The sequence below is a fragment of the Pseudomonas kilonensis genome, assembly GCF_001269885.1.
Taxonomy (GTDB): Bacteria; Pseudomonadota; Gammaproteobacteria; order Pseudomonadales; family Pseudomonadaceae; genus Aquipseudomonas; species Aquipseudomonas kilonensis.
In genome coordinates this window covers 1-22619 of sequence record NZ_LHVH01000028.1, presented here as the reverse complement: position 1 = coordinate 22619, position 22619 = coordinate 1, and the positions used below count along the sequence as shown (strand labels likewise).

The following is a 22619-nucleotide window of genomic DNA, read 5'->3' as shown; positions in this document are numbered from 1 at the left end:
CTGAAAGACCGCATCGCCTTCATCGCGGGCAAGCCTTGCTCCCACAGGTCAGGAGTAAATCCCCTCGCCACACAGGTGTGTCGGTCTTATTTACCTGAAACACGCCAGATTTTGTTCCCCACATCATCGGCCACCAACAACCCACCCTGCTTGTCGATCACTACGCCCACTGGCCGCCCCAGGGCTTTTTCGTCGGCGTTGAGGAAGCCGGTGAGCACATCCACGGGTTGTCCCACCGGCTTGCCGCCGTTGAACGGTACGAAAATCACTTTATAACCACTGTGGGGCTTGCGGTTCCACGAGCCGTGCTGGCCGATGAAAGCCCCTTCGGTAAACGGTGCAGGCAAGCTGCTGCCCTCGGCGAAGGTCAGGCCCAATGAGGCGGTGTGAGGGCCGACAGCGTAGTCCGGGGCGATGGCCTTGGCCACCAGGGCCGGGTTCTGTGGTTCGACCCGGACATCGACGTTCTGCCCGTAGTAGCTGTAGGGCCAGCCATAGAAGGCCCCGTCCTTGACCGACGTGATGTAGTCCGGCACCAGGTCGCTGCCGATCTCATCCCGCTCGTTCACCGCTGTCCAGAGCGCACCGCTGCGGGGCTCCCAGGCGAGGCCGTTGGGGTTGCGCAGGCCTGAGGCGAAGATGCGGTGATTGCCGCTGGCACGGTCCACTTCCCAGATGGCGGCGCGACCTTCTTCGGCCTCCATGCCGTTTTCCGCGACGTTGCTGTTCGAACCGGTGGTGACGTACAGCTTGCTGCCGTCGCGGCTGGCAATCACGTTCTTGGTCCAGTGACGGTTGAGTGTGCCCCCGGGCAGATCAACGACCTTGGTCGGCTGCGCCTGGATTTGCGTATCACCGTCCTTGTAGGGGAAGCGGATCAGCCGGTCGGTATCGGCCACGTAGAGGTCATTGCCGACCAGGGTCATGCCGAACGGCGAGTTGAGGTTTTCCAGGAACACCGTGCGGGTTTCGGCGATGCCGTCGTGATTGGCGTCACGCAACAGGGTGATGCGATTGGGGCTGGGCACGCCTGCGCCGGCGCGGTCCATGACTTTTGTCTTCACCCAGCCCCGGATGCCCTTGGCGTCGTCCGGCTTGGGCGGGGCGTTGGTTTCGGCCACCAGCACATCGCCATTGGGCAGTACATAGAGCCAGCGCGGATGGTCCAGTCCTTCAGCGAACGCGCCCACTTGCAGGCCCGGGGCCGGGGTTGGCTTGGCGCCTTGCGGCCAGCCGACGGCTTCGGCGATGTTGAGGGTGGGGATCAGGGTCTTGTTCGGTTCGGGCAGTTTCGGCGCTGGGCCGGTGCCGTCGGAGACTTGCAAGGTGGACGACTCGCCACAAGCGACAAGTCCTGCGGCAACGGTGACGATCAAAAGATGGGTGGGTTTGAGCATGCGGGCTTCCCTATGAATGCATGTAGTTAATCATAGAGGAGCATAGACGCGTGATGGTTCAACCGTGGGTAGGACTGTCAGCCAGGCAGGTCCCTGTGATGCATATGGATTTTGTGTCTGCTGAAAATCCAGTGTGGGAGCGAGCTTGCTCGCGATGGCGGTGCATCAGCCTGCGTTGATGTTGACTGGCACAGCGCTATCGCGAGCAAGCTCGCTCCCACAGTTTCTTCCACAGTTCCCAGTGTGCAATGAATCAACCATGAGCCTGCTTGAACAGCACCGCAATGCCAGGGTGGTAATGCCCGGCTTCGTTGCGCAACTTGCGGTAGGCGTAAGGGAAGTACCAGGCCACGGCGCAGGTGTTTTCCTTCTGCAGGTCGTCGATCATGTCCTGCAATTCTTCGGGCGTGGCGCTTTGCTGGGCTTTTTGCGGCGAGACGAACAGGCAGCCCAGCTTCAGGTCGCTGGCGTAGCTGATGCGCTTGGCATCGCTGGTGGCTTCCAGTAGCGGCTGGGTTAGGTTCAGGTTGCTGACCTTGGGCCAGCGCTGGGTGGCCTGGATGAAGGCGCGCTCCTCGGTGCTGGCGATGAACAGATCGGCGCTGACGTTGCGTTCGCCTTCTTCATTCTGCTTGCGGGTCGGGGCGTTCTGCAGCGTGACCATCTCAGCCATCCAGGCTGCGGCCGACAGCAAGCCGAGGTTGGCTTTTTCATCGAACCAATAAGGCGTGTCGTTATCGCCACGCACCGCGTTGTAGCGGTCGATACAGTCAAACCAGCGTTCCAGCGCCGGGCGCAGGAATTCCAATTTTGGATTGCTGATGATCATGCCTTGCATGCTTTTGCCCTCTTGTTCTTGTGATATCGGGTCGTAATGTCGCTTTGATATCACTTGCCGCAGAATCCCACAAGATTGGCGTCATTTTATTGATCGGCGCCAATGATCGCCCCGACAGGCGGCTTTAATTGACGCTCCACCCCCAACCCTCTAACCTTCGCCGCTTGTTTCAGGTGCTCTGTGGCTGTGGTCGACAGAGTGAAACAGGGAAGCCGGTGAGTGCACACGAACCCGGCGCTGCCCCCGCAACGGTAAATGAGTCAACGCTGCGCTTGTGGCCTGTGTGGTGAGTTCGTCAGTTCAAATTCGGATGTCAGAAGTCCATAGCCAAGGCGCTGCGACGAGTCATAGCCCGCTATGGCGAGGAGCAGCAACGCAGGATATGGACTTCTGACGCCGAAGTTGACTGACAGAACTCGCCACACAGGCCACTCACCACTGTGTCGCAGACATGGGAAGGCGCGCAGCCAGGCACCACGCCGCTCATGAGCCCGGAGACCGGCCTGATTCATCCAACGGCATCACGGTGGGCGATGCCAGGCTTGTTGCCGTCTTTTTTTGTGCCCGCCCGCCGTTATCCAATCCCAAACGGAGGCTTCCCATGACCGACTCCCTCGTCACCGACACGTCCGATCGCGACGAACGCCACCTGGCGCGCATGCTGCGCAAGAAAGCCGTGATCGACGAGCGCATCGCCAACTCGCCGAATGAATGCGGCTTGTTGCTGGTGCTGACGGGCAATGGCAAGGGCAAGAGCAGCTCGGCGTTCGGCATGCTGGCCCGGGCCATGGGGCACGGCATGCAGTGCGGCGTGGTGCAGTTCATCAAGGGGCGCAACAGCACCGGTGAAGAGCTGTTCTTGCGCCGCTTCCCGGAGCAGGTGCGCTTTCACGTCATGGGCGAAGGCTTCACCTGGGAAACCCAGGATCGCCAGCGCGACATCGCTGCCGCCGAAGCCGCCTGGGCGGTATCGCGCCAGTTGCTCAGCGATCCGTCCATCGGCCTGGTGGTGCTCGACGAGTTGAACATTGCCCTCAAGCACGGTTACCTCGACCTCGATCAGGTGCTGAGCGATCTGCAGGCCCGCCCACCGATGCAGCACGTGGTGGTGACCGGTCGTGGGGCCAAGCCCGAGATGATCGAGCTGGCCGACACCGTGACTGAAATGGGCATGATCAAGCACGCGTTCCAAGCGGGTATCAAGGCGCAGAAAGGCGTCGAACTGTGAGCGATCCCGCCATGACTCGCCGCCACTGTCCGGCGGTGCTGATCGCAGCGCCGGCCTCGGGCCAAGGCAAGACCACCGTCACTGCGGCGCTGGCCCGGTTGCATCGCAACCAGGGACGCAAGGTGCGTGTATTCAAATGCGGCCCGGATTTTCTCGACCCGATGATCCTGGAGCGGGCCAGTGGCGCGCCGGTCTATCAATTGGACATGTGGATGGTCGGTGAGCAGGAAAGTCGCCGACTGTTGTGGGAAGCCGCTGCTGAAGCGGACCTGATCCTGATCGAAGGGGTCATGGGGCTGTTCGACGGCACCCCGTCGAGCGCCGACCTGGCGCGGCATTTTGGCGTGCCGGTGTTGGCGGTGATCGATGGCACGGCCATGGCCCAGACTTTCGGCGCCCTGGCCCTGGGCCTGGCCCGTTATCAACCGGACCTGCCATTCGCCGGGGTCTTGGCCAACCGGGTCGGCACCTTGCGCCACGCGCAATTGCTTGAAGGCAGCCTGACCGAAGGCCTGCGCTGGTACGGCGCGCTGTCCCGGGAAACCGGCATCGAATTGCCCAGTCGTCATCTCGGGTTGGTCCAGGCCAGCGAGTTGAACGACTTGGACGCGCGCCTCGACGCGGCCGCCGAGGCCCTGGCCGGCAGTTGCGAAGTGGCGCTGCCGCCAGCGGTGGAGTTCGCCGCGCCTGAGGTGATCGCTGTTGAGCCGTGGCTCGCCGGGGTGCGCATCGCCGTGGCCCGTGACGAAGCGTTTGCCTTCACCTATGGCGCCAGCCTTGATCTGCTGCGGGCCATGGGCGCGCAGTTGTGTTTCTTTTCGCCGATACATGACAGCGAACTGCCCGAGGCGGACAGCCTTTATTTGCCTGGCGGTTATCCGGAACTGCACCACGTTGCCTTGGCTGGGAACGCGCCGATGCTGGCAGCGATCCGTGCTCACCAGGCCGCCGACAAACCGTTGTTCGCCGAATGCGGCGGCATGTTGTATCTGCTCGATTCATTGACCGACGTCGAAGGCGTGCGCGCCGAACTGCTGGGTTTGCTGGCCGGTGATGCGCAGATGCAAAAACGCCTGGCAGCCCTGGCGCTGCAAGCGGTGGATTTGCCGGAAGGCACCTTGCGTGGGCATACCTATCATCATTCGCTGACCAGCACCGAGCTTGAACCGATTGCCCGTGGCCATAGCCCCAATGGCGGGCGTGGGGCGGAAGCGGTGTTCCGGCAGGGGCGGATGACGGCTTCCTATGTTCATTTTTATTTCCCGTCCAATCCCAAGGCGATTGCTGCGTTGTTTGCGCCTGATCCTGAGACCGCTATCGCGAGCAAGCTCGCTCCCACAGGGGACCCCGTGATCTCAAGTGCAACGCTAGCCAATGTGGGAGCGAGCTTGCTCGCGAAGAGGCCATGACCGACACCGCTTTCTCCCAGACCGAACGCGACGCCATCTACCGCGCCATCGCCGAACGCCGCGACATGCGCCACTTCAGCGGTGGCACGGTTGAGCCGGCCTTGCTGCGCCGCTTGCTGGAAGCCGCACACCAGGCCCCCAGCGTCGGCCTCATGCAACCGTGGCGATTCATCCGCATCAGTGACCGCGCCTTGCGTGGACAGATCCGCGAATTGGTGGAGCAAGAGCGCATTCGCACCGCCGAGGCCCTGGGTGAGCGCAGCGATGAATTCATGAAGCTCAAGGTCGAAGGGATCGACGACTGCGCCGAAGTGCTGGTGGCGGCGTTGATGGAGGATCGCGAGCGGCACATTTTCGGTCGGCGGACCTTGCCGGAAATGGACCTGGCCTCGCTGTCCTGCGCGATCCAGAACCTGTGGCTGGCCTCCCGTGCCGAAGGGTTGGGGATGGGCTGGGTGTCGCTGTTCGAACCCCAGGCCCTGGCCGACCTGCTGGGCCTGCCCGCCGGGGCCAAGCCGCTGGCGATCCTCTGCCTGGGCCCGGTCGAGGGTTTTTATCCGGCGCCGATGCTCGCCCTGGAAGGGTGGGCGCAACCGCGTCCGCTCAATGAACTGCTGTATGAAAACCATTGGGGAGTGAGCCCATGAGTGTGGCGTTGCTCAGTGCTGCCGCAGTGGCGCTGGATGCTTTGCTGGGCGAGCCCCGGCGCTGGCATCCGCTGGTGGCGTTCGGCGGCTTTGCCGATCGCATCGAACAGCGCTTCAATTCCGGCGGACGTGGTTGGCGCAGCCATGGGGTGACGGCGTGGATCATCGCCGTGGTGCCGTTGACCTTGCTCGCCACGGCCCTTTCGTGGGCGCCGATGGTGGGCTGGTTGGTGGAGATCCTGGCGCTGTACTGTGCCCTCGGCCTGCGCAGCCTCGGTGAACATGTCGAGCCGGTGGCGCGGGCGTTGCGCAGTGGCGATCTGGAGGAGGCGCGCAAGCGTGTCGGCTATCTGGTCAGCCGCGAAACGGCTGAGCTGGATGAAACCGCCGTGGCCCGCGCCGCCACCGAATCGGTGCTGGAAAATGGCAGCGACGCGGTGTTCGCCGCGTTGTTCTGGTTCGCCGTGGCCGGCGCGCCCGGCGTGGTGTTGTATCGCCTGAGCAATACCCTCGATGCCATGTGGGGTTATCGCAACGAACGCTTCGAGCGCTTCGGCTGGGCGGCGGCAAAAATCGACGATGTGCTCAACTATATTCCGGCGCGCCTGGTGGCATTGACCTACGCGCTGCTCGGCAAAACCCGCCTGGCGCTCAAGTGCTGGCGCACCCAGGGGCCGACCTGGGACAGCCCCAACGCCGGACCAGTGATGGCCGCCGGTGCCGGAGCGCTGGGTGTCGAGCTGGGCGGGGCGGCGGTTTATCACGGCGAGCTGCATCAACGTCCAGCGCTGGGCGAAGGCGTGCCGGCGAGTGCCGACGCCATTGATCGCGGCTGGCAATTGGTCCAGCGCGGCGTATGGTTATGGCTGCTGATTCTCTGCCTGGGAGCTGAGTTTTATGCTTGAGCACGGTGGCCGTTTGCGCAACGCAGCCCGGCAATACGGCATTGCCGAAGCGGATTGGCTCGACTTGTCCAGCGGTCTGGCGCCTTGGCCGTTCAACGTCCCGGCGATTCCCCTGCGGGCCTGGGCGCGTTTACCGGAAACCGATGACGGCTTGGAACAGGCCGCCTGCGATTATTACGGCGCGCTGAATGTGCTACCGGTGGCCGGTTCGCAGATGGCCATCCAGCTGTTGCCGCGCCTGCGCCGGGCCGGCAAGGTCGGTGTCTTGTCGCCGTGTTATGCCGAGCACGCCGAAGCCTGGCGCCGCAGCGGCTACATCGTGCGCGAAGTGCTGGAGTCGGAGGTGGATTTCTTTCTCGACAGCCTCGACGTGCTGGTGGTGGTCAATCCGAACAATCCCACGGGCCTGAGCCTGGCGCCCGAGCGCTTGCTGGACTGGCATGCGCGCCTGGCCCAGCGCGGTGGCTGGCTGGTGGTGGATGAGGCCTTCATGGACGTCACGCCGGCGCTGAGCCTGGCGGCGCACACCCATCTGGTCGGGTTGATCGTGCTGCGCTCGTTCGGCAAGTTCTTTGGTCTGGCCGGGGTTCGCCTGGGGTTTGTATTGGCCGAGCGCCGCTTGCTCAAGTTGCTCGCCGAACAGGTCGGGCCGTGGGTCGTCAGCGGGCCGACCCGGGTGCTGGGCCAGGCGTGCCTGCTGGACACTGATGCCCACGCATACCAGCGCCAACGCTGCGAAGCCACCAGCCAACGCCTGGCGCTGATGCTCGAACGCCACGGCTTCAAGCCGCAGGGCGGCTGCGGGTTGTTCCAATGGCTGGTCACCGAACACGCCCTGGGGCTTCATGATTTCATGGCCCATCGCGGCATTCTCCTGCGCTTGTTTACCAACACCAGCAGCCTGCGCTTCGGGCTGCCGGCCGATGACAGCGAATTCCTGCGCCTCGAACAGGCCTTAGAGGCCTACGCCAAGGACACCCGATGACCACAGTGATGGTGCAGGGCACCACGTCCGATGCCGGCAAAAGTACCTTGGTCACGGCTTTATGCCGCTGGGTCCGACGCCAGGGTGTAAGCGTGGTGCCGTTCAAACCGCAGAACATGGCCCTCAACAGCGCCGTGACGGCCGACGGCGGCGAAATCGGTCGCGCCCAGGCGGTGCAGGCCCAGGCGGCGGGGCTGGAACCGCACACCGACATGAACCCGGTGCTACTCAAGCCCAACAGCGACACTGGCGCCCAGGTGATCATCCATGGCCGTGCCGTGACCACCATGAATGCCGTGGCCTATCACGATTACAAAGCCATCGCGATGCAAGCCGTGCTGGCCTCCCACGCGCGCTTGAGCGCGGCGTATCCGGTGGTGATGGTGGAGGGCGCCGGCTCGCCGGCCGAGATCAACCTGCGTGCCGGCGACATTGCCAACATGGGCTTTGCCGAGGCGGTGGATTGCCCGGTGCTGCTGATCGCCGATATCAATCGTGGCGGCGTGTTCGCTCATCTGGTCGGTACCCTGGAGTTGCTTTCGCCCAGCGAACAGGCGCGGGTCAAGGGCTTCATCATCAACCGTTTTCGCGGTGACATCGCCTTGCTGCAACCGGGCCTGGACTGGCTGGAAGCGCGCACCGGCAAACCGGTGATCGGCGTGTTGCCGTACGTGATGGACCTGCACCTGGAAGCCGAGGACGGCCTCGACCAGCGCCAAACCGACAAGGCTGAACAGGTGCTCAAGGTGGTGGTGCCGGTGTTGCCGCGCATCAGCAACCACACCGATTTCGATCCACTGCGCCTGCACCCGCAGGTCGACTTGCAATTCATCGGCCCCGGCCAGCCCATCCCGGCGGCCGACCTGATCATCCTGCCCGGTTCGAAAAGCGTGCGCAGCGACCTGGCCTACTTGCGCGCCAACGGTTGGGCAGCGGCGATCAATCGTCACCTGCGCTACGGTGGCAAGCTGCTGGGCATCTGCGGTGGTTTGCAGATGCTCGGCCAGCAGGTCCACGACCCGTTGGGCCTCGAAGGTGCGGCCGGTTCCAGTGCCGGGTTGGGCCTGCTGGATTTCGAAACGACGCTGGAACACGAGAAGCAATTGCGCAATGTGCGCGGGCGACTGGCCTTGGAAGAGGCTGAGGTCAGCGGCTACGAGATCCACGCGGGCGTGACCACTGGCTCGGCCCTGGAAAACCCCGCGGTGCATCTGGAGGATGGCCGTTGCGACGGCGCCCAGAGTCTCGACGGGCAGGTGTTCGGCACTTACCTGCATGGGCTCTTTGAATCGCCGGCGGCCAGTAGCGCGTTGTTGCGCTGGGCCGGGTTGCAGGATGTGCAGGCGGTGGATTACCACGGGTTGCGCGAGCGGGACATCGAGCGGTTGGCGGATCTGGTGGAACAGCATTTGGATACTCGGTTGTTGCGTGAACTCTGTGGGATTTGAGGTGGCTGTACCGGCCTCATCGCGAGCAGGCTCGCTCCCACAGGGGATTTGTGTGCTCAGCAGATTTAGTGTGGGTTCTGTGGGATTTAGGGTGGCTGGGCTGGCCTCATCGCGAGCAAGCTCGCTCCCACATTGGATCTCTGATGATCACCGAATTCATGTACACCCTGGATCAACTGTGGGAGCGAGCTTGCTCGCGAAGAGGCCAGGCGCCACACCGCCAAATAAAAGGTAATGACCCATGCTGCAACTGATCCTCGGCGGCGCCCGCTCCGGCAAGAGTCGCCTGGCGGAAAAACTCGCCACAGACACTCAATTGCCAGTGACCTACATCGCCACCAGCCAACCCCTGGACGGCGAGATGACCGCGCGCGTCGCGCAACACCGCGCGCGGCGCCCGACCGAATGGGCGCTAGTGGAAGAACCCCTGGCCCTGGCGCGGGTGCTGCGGGAAAACGCCGCCCCCGGGCAATGCCTGTTGGTGGATTGCCTGACCCTGTGGCTGACCAACCTGTTGATGCTCGACGATCCCGAGCAACTGAACGCCGAGCGCGAAGCGCTGCTGGACTGCCTGGCCGCGTTGCCCGGGGACATCATTTTTGTCAGCAACGAGACCGGCATGGGTGTCGTGCCGCTGGGCGAGCTGACGCGCCGTTACGTCGATGAAGCCGGTTGGCTGCATCAAGCCTTGGCCGAACGTTGTCAGCGCGTCGTGCTGACCGTCGCCGGCCTGCCCCTGACTCTCAAAGGTACTGCGTTATGAATCACTGCTGGTGGCTGGACCCGTGCAAGCCCGTCGATAGCCAGGCCCTGGAGCAGGCCACGGCCCGTCAGCAACAACTGACCAAGCCGGCGGGTTCCCTGGGCCGGCTGGAGTCGGTGGCGGTGCAACTGGCTGGCCTGCAAGGGCAGGTCAAGCCGAGCCTCGATCAGCTATGGATCGCGATTTTTGCCGGTGACCATGGCGTGGTCGCCGAAGGCGTATCCGCCTATCCCCAGGAAGTCACCGGGCAGATGCTGCTCAACTTCGTCAGCGGTGGCGCGGCCATCAGCGTCCTGGCGCGGCAACTGGGCGCGTCGCTGGAAGTGGTCGACCTGGGCACCGTCACGCCTTCGCTGGACCTGCCCGGTGTGCGGCACCTGAACGTTGGGCCGGGCACGGCGAATTTCGCCCAGGGCCCGGCAATGACCGTGAGCCAGGGCGAACTGGCCTTGCACGCCGGCCGCGACAGCGTGGCGCGTGCGGTCGCGGCCGGGACGCACTTGTTCATTGGTGGCGAGATGGGCATCGGCAACACGACGGCCGCCAGCGCCTTGGCCTGCGCCTTGCTCGAATGCCCGGTGGCGCATCTGGTCGGGCCGGGTACCGGGTTGGACGCGGCGGGTGTCAGCCGCAAGGCCCAGGTGATCGAACGGGCCCTGGCGCTGCACGCGGCCCAGGGCCACGACCCGTTGCAGACCCTGTTCAACCTCGGCGGTTTTGAAATCGCCGCGTTGGTCGGTGCGTACCTGGCCTGCGCCCAGCAGGGCGTCGCGGTGTTGGTGGATGGCTTCATCTGCAGCGTTGCGGCCCTGGTGGCGGTGCGGATCAATCCCGCGTGCCGGCCATGGTTGCTGTTCGGCCATCGCGGCGCCGAGCCGGGTCATCGCCACGTGCTGGAAACCCTCGGCGCCGAACCGCTACTGGACCTCGGTCTGCGCCTGGGCGAGGGCAGTGGCGCGGCGTTGGCAGTGCCGCTGTTGCGCCTGGCCTGTGACCTTCATGGGCAAATGGCGACGTTTGCCGAAGCGGCCGTGGCGGATCGTCCGGCATGACCTTGCGCCTGGACCTGCTGCGTCACGGCGAAACCGAACTGGGCGGCGGCTTGCGCGGCAGCCTCGACGATGCCTTGACGGCCAGGGGCTGGGAGCAGATGCACGCGGCTGTCGAGCAAGGTGGCCCCTGGGATCGCCTGGTGAGTTCGCCGTTGCAGCGTTGCGCCCGCTTTGCCGAGCAACTGGGTGCCCGACTCGGCGTGCCAGTGCAACTGGACAAAGACCTGCAAGAGCTGCATTTCGGCGCCTGGGAAGGCCGTAGCGCAGCAGCGCTGATGGGCACCGACGCCGAGGCACTGGGCCAGTTCTGGGCCGATCCCTATGCCTTCACGCCCCCTGAAGGCGAGCCGGTGCTGGCGTTTTCCAGCCGCGTCCTGGCGGCGGTCGAACGCCTGCACGCGGCCTATGCCGGGCAGCGGGTCCTGCTGGTCAGCCATGGCGGCGTGATGCGCCTGCTGCTGGCCCAGGCCCGAGGCTTGCCTCGGGAGCAATTGCTCAATGTCGAAGTCGGCCATGGCGCGCTGTTTTCCCTGACGGTGTCGGCAGGTTCAGTGCTCGAAGAGGCGGATTGACGATGTTGCCCTTCTGGATCGCCTTGCAGTTTCTCAGCAGCCTGCCGGTGCGCCTGCCCGGCATGCCCGAGCCTGAACAGCTGGGCCGTTCGCTGTTGTTCTATCCGGTGGTGGGGCTGTTGTTCGGTGTTTTGCTGTGGCTGCTCAATGCACTGCTGCTGGACACGCCATTGCTGCTGCACGCCGCGCTGTTGCTGAGCGCGTGGGTGTTGCTCAGCGGCGGCCTGCACCTCGATGGCCTGGCCGACAGCGCCGATGCCTGGCTGGGCGGTTTCGGCGACCGCGAGCGTACGTTGCTGATCATGAAAGACCCGCGCAGTGGGCCGATCGCGGTGATCACCCTGGTGCTGGTGCTGCTGCTCAAATTCACCGCGCTGCTGGCGTTGATCGAGCAGGGACAGACGTTGACCTTGATCGTCGTGCCGGTGCTGGGGCGTGCCGCGTTGCTTGGCCTGTTCCTGACCACGCCGTACGTGCGTGCCGGCGGCCTGGGCCAGGCCCTCGCCGATCATCTGCCCCGCCGTGCGGGTTGGCAGGTGTTGTGGGTGTGCGCGCTGGGGGTCTTGCTGGTGGCGGGTTGGGCAGGCGTCGTTGCCCTGTTGGCCGCCTCGGCGGTCTTTATCGGCTTGCGCCAGATGATGCTGCGCAGGCTAGGGGGCTGCACCGGGGATACCGCCGGGGCATTGCTGGAATTGCTTGAGATGGCGATGTTGGTGGGGGTGGTGTTGCGCTGAGTTTGTCCTGATCTTGTCCCGGCGACCTGTCAACTCTGACAGTATCGCGTCATTGAAAACGCGTGCTTAATTCGCTCAAGGCCTCAGCTGCCGCGCAGAGCGATGGGAAGCGTTGTGTCGTGTCCGGTGTTATCGATCTGCCAGAAAAATTGGATGGCCGTTGGCGTCTCAGCGGCTGAACGTTATCAATGGGAGAGCGATAGCATGGCGAATGCGGATATCAAACAGCAGCGGCGTGAGGCGAACAGCGCTTATCTTCGGATGCGTACCGAGCATCAGTCGAAGTTGGGCGACAAATTCATAATCATTAAGAATCCTATGGTAGACATCAACACTGGTCTGCTCAACGGCCCCAGTCTGAAGAGCGGATTGAGTGTAGAGATTCCCAAGTGGGATAACCTGCCACCCCCGGGCGCACCGGAGAAGATCCAGGTAATGTTCGATCGTAGCGGCAATGGCCGTTTTGAGGTTGTGGCAGAACATGAATTTGAAATACCTTTGGGGGGGACTGACTTTCCAGAGACCTTCCCCTACCCAATGCTCATTGAGGCCCGTGACCTTCCGCAAAGCTCTCCATGCCGCGTGAGATATGACCATTACCCCTATAACGCAACAGATGCAGATGAATCTCCGATCACTCCGCTCATTTGCGATCAAGAGCCACCTTATAGACACGACCCGCCAGAGGCGTTGAAGTTTTCGGAGGTGTACCTCGACGACACAAACCTGGCGCCTGGCAGCAAATTGACTGCCACGATTCCTGGTTATGCTGATTGGCAAGCGACGGATAAAATCGCCGTTTACCTGGTGGATGCCGCCGACATTCCCGAGGACCTGGATGGACTCTCCCCGATTTTCTTCAACGATGTTCCCCCCCCGGGCACCTCAGACACTCCGATCGAAATCGACGGCGATCGTATTCGTGCGTTTGGCGATGCCGAATGCGTGTTCATCTACGTCCTGATCGACAAGGCGACCAATCCCAGCGCTCTGTCGCTTTGGCAGAAAATAAGCCTCACCTTCGGGCCGCTACCGACTAATTTACAAGCGCCGGAAGTCCCCCAGGCAAAACCAGGCCCATTGGTGGTTGAGCATGCTTTGTCGGGGGTGAGTGTCTGGATTCCCCGGTATGACAATCACAAGAACAGTGATGAGATTCGATTGAAGTGGGGAAATACGACGCTGGACGACGACTATCCCATAGGGCCTAACCCACCGACCCAAATCGTGGTTCCGGTGGAACCGAAACTCCTCATGCTTGAGGAATACGGTCAAAACACCACTGGCAACAAGACGACCAACGTCAGTTATCACGTCGTGCGTAAAGGTCGGCTATTCGGACCTGAAAACACCGATATCGAGGTCAATTTCGAGGTGCCGATCCCCTGGGTTCCCTGGCCATCTCCCGATTGGCCGGATCCGGTGCATCCAAGCTTGACGGTAGGCGTAGTCAAGAATTGGGATGATAACCGGACCAACCAGTTGACACGGGCCGACAAAGACAAGGACGCGAAATTTACCTTTACCTGGTACGCCGAGGCGGTTGACGGCCATATCATCGATTTTTTCTGGAATGGCACTCGTGTCGTAGAGGCCCAGATAACCTTCGATGATACAAATCCTGAGCACGTACCTGGCCAGGATCAAACCGTCGACATCCCTTGGATCTACATCAAGGACGGCGGCAATGGCCTGAAGGTGCCGGTGCACTATCAATTGAGCGCGACAGGCATTGAGAATGATCTGGAATCCACTCCAACCGAGGTCAATGTCAACGCCATTGCGGTTGAGCTGCCGCCTGCGAGTTTCCCCACCATTGATCCAGTGACGACCCCGTACCCAGGTTGCAGGGTTCTTGATGACGATGGCGCGCTCAGGGTCGACATCCCTGACCTCACCGGAGTGCTCAAGGATGGCGACGAAATCAAGTTCGTCTTCACGCCCATGAGAGGAGAGTATCTGAGCGATCCCGAAGATCCGATCGTCGGGGCGCAGTTTGAGCGGGACTACGTGCTGGGCGCTACCGGTACACCTCTCACCGGTTTCACCATTCGGGTGGAACCTTATACGACTCATATCCTGCCGCTTTATAACGAGACCGCAGCAACGGGTCGCAGGGGCCGGGCGAAGATCCAGTACTTCCATGATGACGGCTCGGAAACACTTGATTCGACACCGTTCACAACCACCACCGCCTTCCACCGACCGAACGAGCCGTGCGAGATCCCAAGGCCACCAACGCCTTGACCTTTGAGCTGGCACCCGGGCGTTTTTCGCCCGGGAGTGCAGGTCGATGCGGGTTCATAGGAAAGGCGCCTACATTGATATTTCATACGGAAGTAATAAGAAAAGTCTCACAAACACAAGGATAAATCCTACATATATCCAGGAAGCGAGTGCTTAGGATTGCCGCCTTTTGATCGTTCGGACCCAGACGGTAAACGCCAGGCTCGACGGTTGCCAGACAGCTTGTTTATCCAGGAGTTATCCATGCCCGTTAGCCACTCATTCTCCATCACACCGCTTGCGCGTTTTCTCAAACTCGTGACCCTCGCGCCATTGTTGTTGCTCAGCCCCACCGGTCTGGCGCAGACACTCATCGAAAATGGTGCGTCCAAGACCATCGACGCCGCCACCACGCCCGACGATTATCTGGTGGAGACCGAAAGCAAGCTGACGGCCAACGGCGCCACGACTTACCAGATCCGTGCGTCCGGCGGGTCGACGATCGATCTGAGTGATACCCAGGTCACCGCCCAAGGCAATGCCAACGGAGTCGATCTAGCCGGCAGTCACGCGACCATCGCCAATGGCAGCAAAGTCGTCAGCAGCAACACCGGGCTGCAACTGGCAACATCAGCCGGCGGCGGATCTACCGCGGTGGTCAGCGACAGTGAGATCATCGGTGGACGAGTGGGGGCAACCCTCAGTGCTCGCAGCCAATTGATACTCGAGGCCGGTTCCACCGTCACTGGCAGCAACGCCGATGGCATTGGCGTGCGTAGCTTCGGCGGCAAGATCTCCGCCACCGACAGCACCATCATCGGTGGGCTCAACGGTGTGTACCTGTTCGCCGACCTCAACCTGTCCGCCGACAACGCGTTGATCCTGGACAATTCCCGTGTCGAAGGGCTGGCCGGCTCGGCGATCATCGTCGACGGCCAGACCCAGACCAACACCGAACGGGTGAATATCCAGGTCAACAACGGCTCTACCCTGGTGGGCGGTAACGGTACGCTGCTGGAAGTCGTCAATGGCTCTTCGGCGAATTTCAGCGCCGATAACAGTCAACTGGTCGGCGACATCATCGTGGAAGATGGCAGCAGCGCCAACGTGGTGTTCGATAACTTCGCCACGCTCACCGGTCGCCTGGAAAACGTCGAGAGCCTGGCCGTCAACAACGAAGCCCGCTGGATCATGGTCGGCGATGGCGAGGTCGAAAAACTCTCCATGAACGGCGGTGGCATCCAGTTCGGCAATCCGGGCGAGTTCTACAAGTTGACGGTGGGCGAGCTGTCGGGCAACGGCACCTTCTTCATGCACACCAACTTCAGCACTGGCCAGGTCGACACCTTGACGGTGACCGGGACAGCCACCGGCAATCACCTGGTGGCGCTCGACAGCAGTGGCTCGGAACCCGGCGCCGCCGCTTCCATCCCGGTGGTTCACATCGGCGGTGGCGATGCCCAGTTTTCCCTGGTGGGTGGTGAGGTGGACTTGGGGGCCTACTCCTACAACCTGATCAAGCAAGGCGACAATGATTGGTACCTGAACACCGCTTCGAAAATCATCAGCCCCGGTACCCAATCGGTGATGGCACTGTTCAATGCCGCACCCACGGTCTGGTACGGCGAACTCAGCACCTTGCGCAGCCGCATGGGCGAAGTGCGCCGGGACCAAGGCAAGGCCGGTGGTTGGATGCGTGCTTATGGTAACAAGTTCGATGTCAGCGCCAGTTCCGGCGTGGCTTATAAGCAAACCCAGCAGGGCTTGTCGTTGGGTGCCGATGCGCCGTTGCCGGTCGGTGACGGGCAGTGGCTGGTGGGGGTGATGGGTGGCTACAGCAAGTCCGACCTGGATTTGAGTCGCGGTACCACCGGTGAAATCGACAGTTTCTACCTTGGTGCCTACACCACGTGGCTGGACGAGGAAAGCGGCTATTACTTCGACGGTGTGCTCAAGTTCAACCGCTTCCAGAACGAATCCGACGTCCGCCTGAGCGATGGCAAAAAGGCCAAGGGCAGCTACGACAGCCACGGCGTCGGTGGCTCCCTGGAGTTCGGTCGTCATATCAAGTTGGAAGACGACTACTTCGTCGAACCTTATACACAGCTTTCGGGCGTGATCATCGAGGGCAAGGACTATCGCCTGGATAATGGCTTGTCCGCCGAAGGCGACCGCACGCACTCGTTGCTGGGCAAGGTCGGTGCGACGGTCGGGCGCAACTTTGACCTGGGTGAAGGCAACGTGCTGCAGCCGTACCTGCGTGCCGCGTATGTGCACGAGTTCGCCAATAACAACGACGTGCAGGTCAACGATAACAAGTTCAGCAATGACCTCTCCGGTTCGCGCGGTGAGCTGGGTGCGGGTGTGGCGATGACGTTGACTGACAAAGTGTCGGTCCACGCCGATTTCGATTACAGCAACGGCAATAAGATCGAGCAACCGTGGGGGGCCAACGTGGGCGTGCGCTATCTCTGGTAATTCAATGGGCTGACGCTGCACGGCACGTTCAATGTTCTTTACACGATGCGAGGATAACGGCTGCGGCCATTGTCCTCGTGCTTCTTTGAGGAGTCTTGTTCATGAGCGAGTCAGCAGATAAGTCGTCTTCCGATAACCCTAGAGAATTACTTCCACCCCGCATAGATGAACTGTTAGATAACATTCCGGGCGGTGAAATCAATCTGCTTCCCGAAGCCGCCACGCATGATGATCTAAAGGTTTGGTTCGTGTTATGGGACAATTCTGATCCGACGTTGGGTGAGGAGTCGGTTGAGCTGTTCCTTGACGGTGCCCCGAATTGGGTAGATCGCCGAACTTGGAACGCTTTCATAGAGCCGTCAGACCGATATGTGACGTTGCCCCAAAGACTACTGCGTGGTAATGACGGGCTTCATCGGTTGCACTACAGGGCGACGGCTTATAACAATGAGTCTGATGACTCTGCCGAGTTGGAGATTACCCTCGATACGACGCCGCCTGTCCTTGCTGCTGACAGCAAGCTGGTTTTCCCTCCCGAAGTCCTTCCGCCCAATAAACTCACTGCCCGCTACCTTGAGCAGAACAATGATGAGGTCAAGGCCAATCTCCCGGGATACACGGACCCCCGACCCTGGGATCGGATCACCTGGTACTGGGGATCTACACCGGGCACCCAGGATGAAGGCGGTGTCATCGAACTTGATGACCAGAATTTTTCTGATCCCGTCGTGGTTACGATCAGCGCTGATTTAATACAGGACAGGGGCGATGGGTCCCGGTATGTGTGGTATGAGGTGCAGGACCGTGCGGGTAATGTCAGCCCTAGGTCTGTGGCGGTTGTATTGGATGTCGATGCCACGCCGATTCCCCGTGATTTGCCTTGGTCCTCTATTGACGGCGCGGTTGGGACGGGGGAGCTACAAACGTTGGATCCGTTGGTGCCTGCTGGCGGCGTTGTTATTGTGCAAGTGCCGGACACCGCCGTTATCTACCCGGAAGAGAAGGTTTGGGTGCAATGGGGGGAGCCTGGCACCCTGGGCGCTACTCGGGTCGAACAGCCCATCAGTTCAGGCTCACGTCGTTTTCGGGTGGAAATGCAGTACCTGGCGGCTCAAATCGGCAGGGTGTTGCCGGTCTCCTATGGTGTCATCGATGCGATGGATCAGGAGCATCTTTCTGTCCCACGTCGGCTCCAGGTACTAACCCTCCCAAGTTACCGGCTCGAAGCCGTCCAGTGCGAGGGCCTTTCCGGCGGATATCTGAGCTATAACTCGGTGGCACCGGAGGGCGCACGACTGACGCTGAAAAAATGGCCGCTCATCACAACCGATCATTGGGTCATGATCACGATGACTGGCGTCAACTCTTCTTCAGGCCAGGACTGGGTATTCCCGGCCGTGAACAAGCGTGCGGTCACTGAGCAGGAGACTTTTGCCGGCATTGGTTTTGGTACTGAGGTCAGGGTGTCTAAGGCGTTTTTGAATACGCTACGACGTAATGCGCCATTGACGGGCAAAGCCTATGTCAGTTTTGACGGAGGGAAAACTTGGCCGCCGTTGGCATCGCCTAATTTCCCTTTGTTGCAATTGACGTTGGTCGAGTGAAAAGCTGGCTGCCATAGGTTTATCCTACACTTTTCAATAGTGGAGCACTGCGCTAGGTGTGGGGTGATTTTATATTTTAATTGATCAAGGAAGAAGGCCAAGTATGCGATCTGGTAGCGATCACATACTTGGTTTGCAGGAGTTGGTATTTAAGCGTTTGTTGCTGGTTTTATAATATATACTTTTCAAGTAGCTGTTTTTTGTTCTCTCGTTCCAGAAAATCCCGATAACTTTGATTGGACTCAAGTAACGCTGAGCTGAATGGCGTAGGTTGGGAGGGGGCATTAGCTGTATTATTAAATATCTGTCTATTTAAATTCGGTTGTTCGTCGTCGCTATAGTCCGGCGGTGGTGTTCGCACTTTATTATTTGATGTATTAATGGTCTCAGTTTGTTCGAAATAGAGAGAGCGATTTGAGCGCTCAGTTCGTAGGTTTGAGTATGAACCTGCCTCATCACCAGTACCAGGTTGATTTCCGGGGTTAATGCTAGTGGTTCTACTCCTCGGGGCATTTGGATATACAGCAGTGCTGCCCCTGGGGGTGCTGGAAGCGCCTGGAGCGCCTGCACCGGGTCTACCTTTAAAATACGAGAAGAGACTTAAAGCCCCACCCACAGTAACCAAAATGCCTCCAATGCTCATCAATGTCTCATTGTTTGTTATAGCGCCCGCTGTGACTAGTATCGCGCCCAATGTCGTTATCACAGCAGCACCAATCGCTAGAGAGCCTCCACCGGTAAAAACGGCTCCTGCTATCGCGGCAGCCGCCGCAACAACTACCCCTACGATGATCCCGAGTTTCGCCCAAAAACCTAACTTAGACTTTTCGGGCTCTGGAATGGGGTCGATATACCCAGGGTTATCATCCGGCCGACGATAGTTGGCCCGATGTCCGGTCGGGTCACGGAACGTAATCGGATTGCCCAGGCAATACGCATAGCGGTTGACCCCGCCCGAACCGAACGGGCTATACGAATCCGGACTATGAAAGCGCATCAGGTTAGGGTTGTACACCCGGTAGCCACGGCCCAGCAGATACCAGTGGCTCGTGTTCTCGCACACCTCGCTGTTGAACGCGATTAAGCTCTGCAAGGCTTCCTCGCTGCTACGAATACCGTAGGCGCTGTAGGCTACTGCGTGCACGTCCGATTGCACGCATTCTCCTATGACGCTGGGGCTGGCGTCTGTCATCAGCAAGAGGGTCTGCTCATGGTTGTCGATTTGCTGCTGCCCCAAAGGGCGTTCTTCATGGAACAAATACTGCGTGCCGATGCCATTGTGCAGCGTGTGGCTCAGGTTGTAGCCCTGATAGAAGCGTAGTGTTTCCGGCTCGTTGCCTTGACGAACGCCCACCAAGTGGTTATGCCCGTCGTAGCGATAGCTCACGACAAGCTGCTCTTGCGCATCCTTTACCGCAACCAGGCGGCCATGATCGTCGTAGATCAAGCGTCGATTGAGTTCGTCATTGAGCATATGGCCATTGGCGTCGTACTCGAACTCAAGCAGCGCTGGATAGCCGCCGGCCGTATAGGTATGGGTAATCTTTTTCAATTGAAAAGGATCGTCGGGATCATAGGTGAATACGGCAATGTCGCTGAGACCGCCATCGAATTGAGTGGTGACTCGCACGATATTATCCAGCTCATCGAACCTGAATAACTGGCTGAGGATGCTATTGCCGTAGGCGTCCTTGGGCAGGGCGCTGCCCGTGCAGGTGTGATGAACGAGTCGGTTGCGCGAGTCGTACACAAACGCCTCATCGAGCAAGCTCTCCTCGTTCAGGAACACGTGTCGGCTCTTGAGTTGGTTGTCGCCTTGCCAGATTTGAGTAATGACTCGTGGGGCTTGACCATTGAGGGTCAGTGTCCGCTCGATTTCCCGGCCCTGCGGGTCGTATTTGACCTCGGCAACCAATGTCGACGTCGGGCTGCGTGTCGTGGTGCGGCACAGTTGGCCGAGTGTGTCGTAGTCGAAGTCGGCACTGAGCGCGCCTTGGACGACTGTTTTGGCCCGTCCGCAATCGTCATAGGTGTAAACGGTATCCAGGCCGTCGGTATGGCTTCGACTGATTTGCCGCCCCTGGAGGGAAGTCTGGTAGGTGGTCTCCATCTTTTTGCCGTCGATATCGGTCCAGCTTTCGTATTCCAGCTCGCCGGTATCGGTATATCGATATTCACGCTGGCCTTGATTATTTTGCGCCCCGGTTATTGCTCCGGTCTTGAGGTCATACACGTAAGTTGTCGATTCATCTTTGGAGGTGGTGATCTTTAAAGGCTGCTGGGTCAGTTCTGGTTTGTATTCATAATCGAAAACTTCTTTGGCCGGGGTGATCCGCTGGCTGAGCTGCATCTGGCTGCCGGTGTATTTGAACTCCTCGATCTGCGGATTGACCATTGAGCCGACACGACGTTCGGTCATGCGCTGGAGGCTGTCGTATGACTGTTGGCCGACAGTGATCGACGGCTTGGCGCTGGGTTTCACGCTCATGCTGGTGGTTTGTTCACCTAAACTGTGCGCGGCAAACTCCCGGCTGGCGACCGTATTGTCGGGGAGGGTGGTGGCGTTCACTCGATCCCACGGGTCATAGGCAAAACGCGTCCTGCGTTCCTGCCCGTCATACAATTCTATTTGTTGTACACAGTTGTTCTTGCCGTCATAGGTGTATTCAACCGCGCCAACGGTCGGCAGCCCTGTCGTTTCAAGCAGGTGGCGCAGATGCTCTGCGACCGGGCGTTCGGGTTGTTGGTGGCACAGATCGATCAAGGGCTGTGCGTCCAATCGTTCGAAGCGGTCAAGCTTGCCGAAATCGTTGTACTTGCCCACAGTCAGGCCGCTGATAAGTGTTGTCGTTTCAGTCTCCGGGGTTTCCAGCCATTGGTGCTCGACCGGCCCTTTGCTGCCAAAAGGCGACCAGAGGTAACGGCTCACAACGCCATCGGGCATTGTCGTGCGATGGGCGATACCCCAGGCGTCGTATTCAAAGCGCTGGCGCAAGGGCATGGATTTATCTTCCAGCCAGTCGTAGCGGATCTCTTCGATCAGGTTGTCCAGTTTGTCGTAACTGGCCGCGTAGACCTGGCGCGGCGCCTTTGCCTTCTCGACCCTCTCTCGATAAACCACTCGTCCCATACCATCGAAGCGGGTATGGGTCGTTACGCCGCTGACCCCCGTCACGCTCTCTGAAGCGTATTGCCCGTCTGTACTGATCAAGGTATAGCGATAAACGCGTTCGGCTCGAACGTCGGGCGATTTAGGTGAGACGATTTCCTTGGTGACTCGACCCAGAACATCGAACTGGCGAAGCAGTTCCACGCCATCGACGTCGGTGGTCAGCACCGCTTCGCCGGTGATCAGCGAATTTTCCTGGGACATCGTTTTTTCGATGCCGTCAAAACCAGTAAATAACTCGCGTGTTTCCAACACGGTTTCACCGGCCAGCGCGCTGGGGCCCTTGTCGTACTCATACAAGGTCGTACTGGTGGTGCCATTGAGCAAGGTTTGCTGGCTGGCCAGGCGGCTATGCAAGAATGGATCGCCGGTCAGTTCATGGTAACTGCGCAAGGTTTGCTGCAAGGTGGTTTCGTTGGCGCCCTCCACCTGCATCAGGGTTTCGCTGTCCATCGCCAGCCAATCGTCCACCCCGCTGCCGTTCAGCGGCTTGTGCGCGCTGTAGCGCAGACGGGTGCGCAGCGTCGGCGCGCCCGGCTCGCCTTGGGATGATGGGTACACCGTGGTGTCTTTGAGGTTGCGTTCGAAACGGTCCGCCGGGCAACCGTCCTCGCCGTTCTTGGAATAGTAGGTGTAGACGGTCCTGATACCGTTGGGCTCAACCTGTTCGGTATGGTTGCCCTGGTCGTTGTAGACACTGCGGGTGATTTCGGCGCGGTATTGGGTCGCGTCGTTGTCCAGCTCCCAACGGGTGGTGACTTCCTTGGGGAACTGGAACTGCGGGACCTGGCGCTCGAACGGCACATCCTCGGCGTAATACTGGGTGCTGACACGCTTGACGCAATGTTCCTGTTTGGTTTTTTCTTCCACCAGCAAGTGAAAACGGTTGTAACTGCGTTCGACTGTGCGCGCCACCTGGCCGCCGACCATCAAGCGGGCGGTGCTGCCGTATTCATAACGGGCCTGCAGTTTGTACAGCGGGTCCATCCCGTCTTCCCAACTGACGGTTTCACCGGCGCCGAGGAAGTTATGGCTGGTGTAGCTGAATTGCACCTCGACCATCGTTTCATCGGCGTTTGGCTGGCCAAAGTCGGGGTAGCTGCGATGGCGGGTGACCCGCGGCAAGTTGGGGCGCACAACGCCGCCCGGATAAGGGTGCCCGGT

16 protein-coding genes and 1 riboswitch are annotated in these 22619 nt (G+C 60.4%); of the genes, 13 read left to right on the top strand and 3 right to left on the bottom strand.

What is annotated here, in order from left to right:
• Positions 1–86: 86 nt before the first annotated feature.
• Both AD662_RS21455 and AD662_RS21450 read right to left on the bottom strand, forming a co-directional pair.
• Positions 87–1397, bottom strand: a complete 1311-nt coding sequence (locus AD662_RS21455; RefSeq protein WP_018610394.1) for a PQQ-dependent sugar dehydrogenase — start codon at positions 1395–1397, stop codon at positions 87–89.
• Positions 1398–1650: 253 nt separating this feature from the next.
• The gene (locus AD662_RS21450; RefSeq protein ID WP_018612440.1) at positions 1651–2235 is read right to left on the bottom strand and encodes a hypothetical protein; all 585 of its coding nucleotides are present in this window, start codon (positions 2233–2235) and stop codon (positions 1651–1653) included.
• Between the two features lie 154 nt (positions 2236–2389).
• Positions 2390–2756, top strand: a riboswitch (cobalamin riboswitch).
• An 80-nt stretch (positions 2757–2836) separates the two neighbouring features.
• Between AD662_RS21450 and cobO the strand changes: the two genes are divergently transcribed.
• The 13 genes from cobO (at position 2837) to AD662_RS21385 (ending at position 18286) form a co-directional block, all read left to right on the top strand.
• Positions 2837–3463 carry a cob(I)yrinic acid a,c-diamide adenosyltransferase gene (cobO, locus tag AD662_RS21445; RefSeq protein WP_053189702.1) on the top strand — a complete coding sequence of 209 codons (627 nt, stop codon included), beginning with the start codon at positions 2837–2839 and terminating at the stop codon, positions 3461–3463.
• Between the two features lie 11 nt (positions 3464–3474).
• Complete coding sequence (locus AD662_RS21440; RefSeq protein ID WP_053189720.1) at positions 3475–4872, top strand: cobyrinic acid a,c-diamide synthase CobB; 1398 nt, start codon at positions 3475–3477, stop codon at positions 4870–4872.
• Positions 4869–5519 carry a 5,6-dimethylbenzimidazole synthase gene (gene bluB, locus AD662_RS21435; RefSeq protein WP_053181089.1) on the top strand — a complete coding sequence of 217 codons (651 nt, stop codon included), beginning with the start codon at positions 4869–4871 and terminating at the stop codon, positions 5517–5519. The genes AD662_RS21440 and bluB overlap by 4 nt, the downstream gene beginning before the upstream one ends.
• Positions 5516–6424 (top strand): adenosylcobinamide-phosphate synthase CbiB, encoded by a 909-nt coding sequence (cbiB, locus tag AD662_RS21430; RefSeq protein ID WP_053189701.1) that lies wholly within the window; start codon positions 5516–5518, stop codon positions 6422–6424. The genes bluB and cbiB overlap by 4 nt, the downstream gene beginning before the upstream one ends.
• Positions 6417–7409: a threonine-phosphate decarboxylase CobD gene (cobD, locus tag AD662_RS21425; protein ID WP_018612431.1), complete on the top strand. Its 993-nt coding sequence runs from the start codon at positions 6417–6419 to the stop codon at positions 7407–7409. Before cbiB ends, cobD begins: the two co-directional genes overlap by 8 nt.
• Complete coding sequence (locus tag AD662_RS21420) at positions 7406–8857, top strand: cobyric acid synthase (RefSeq protein WP_018612429.1); 1452 nt, start codon at positions 7406–7408, stop codon at positions 8855–8857. Before cobD ends, AD662_RS21420 begins: the two co-directional genes overlap by 4 nt.
• 241 nt (positions 8858–9098) lie before the next feature.
• The gene (cobU, locus tag AD662_RS21415; RefSeq protein WP_053189700.1) at positions 9099–9620 is read left to right on the top strand and encodes a bifunctional adenosylcobinamide kinase/adenosylcobinamide-phosphate guanylyltransferase; all 522 of its coding nucleotides are present in this window, start codon (positions 9099–9101) and stop codon (positions 9618–9620) included.
• A complete protein-coding gene (gene cobT / locus AD662_RS21410; RefSeq protein WP_053189699.1) occupies positions 9617–10672 on the top strand; it encodes a nicotinate-nucleotide--dimethylbenzimidazole phosphoribosyltransferase in 1056 nt (351 codons plus the stop codon). Before cobU ends, cobT begins: the two co-directional genes overlap by 4 nt.
• The gene (cobC, locus tag AD662_RS21405) at positions 10669–11244 is read left to right on the top strand and encodes an alpha-ribazole phosphatase family protein (RefSeq protein WP_053189698.1); all 576 of its coding nucleotides are present in this window, start codon (positions 10669–10671) and stop codon (positions 11242–11244) included. The genes cobT and cobC overlap by 4 nt, the downstream gene beginning before the upstream one ends.
• A 2-nt stretch (positions 11245–11246) precedes the next feature.
• Positions 11247–11978, top strand: a complete 732-nt coding sequence (locus AD662_RS21400; RefSeq protein WP_053189697.1) for an adenosylcobinamide-GDP ribazoletransferase — start codon at positions 11247–11249, stop codon at positions 11976–11978.
• Between the two features lie 153 nt (positions 11979–12131).
• Positions 12132–14225 carry a hypothetical protein gene (locus tag AD662_RS21395; protein ID WP_053189696.1) on the top strand — a complete coding sequence of 698 codons (2094 nt, stop codon included), beginning with the start codon at positions 12132–12134 and terminating at the stop codon, positions 14223–14225.
• A 243-nt stretch (positions 14226–14468) separates the two neighbouring features.
• Positions 14469–16682, top strand: coding sequence for an autotransporter outer membrane beta-barrel domain-containing protein (locus AD662_RS21390; protein ID WP_053189695.1), 2214 nt, complete (start codon positions 14469–14471; stop codon positions 16680–16682).
• Positions 16683–16783: 101 nt separating this feature from the next.
• On the top strand, positions 16784–18286 hold the full coding sequence (locus AD662_RS21385; protein ID WP_053189694.1) for a hypothetical protein: 1503 nt from the start codon (positions 16784–16786) through the stop codon (positions 18284–18286).
• 169 nt (positions 18287–18455) lie between these two features.
• Here the strand turns inward: AD662_RS21385 and AD662_RS21380 are convergent, their stop codons facing one another.
• Complete coding sequence (locus AD662_RS21380) at positions 18456–22580, bottom strand: RHS repeat-associated core domain-containing protein (RefSeq protein ID WP_211264968.1); 4125 nt, start codon at positions 22578–22580, stop codon at positions 18456–18458.
• Positions 22581–22619 lie beyond the last annotated feature (39 nt).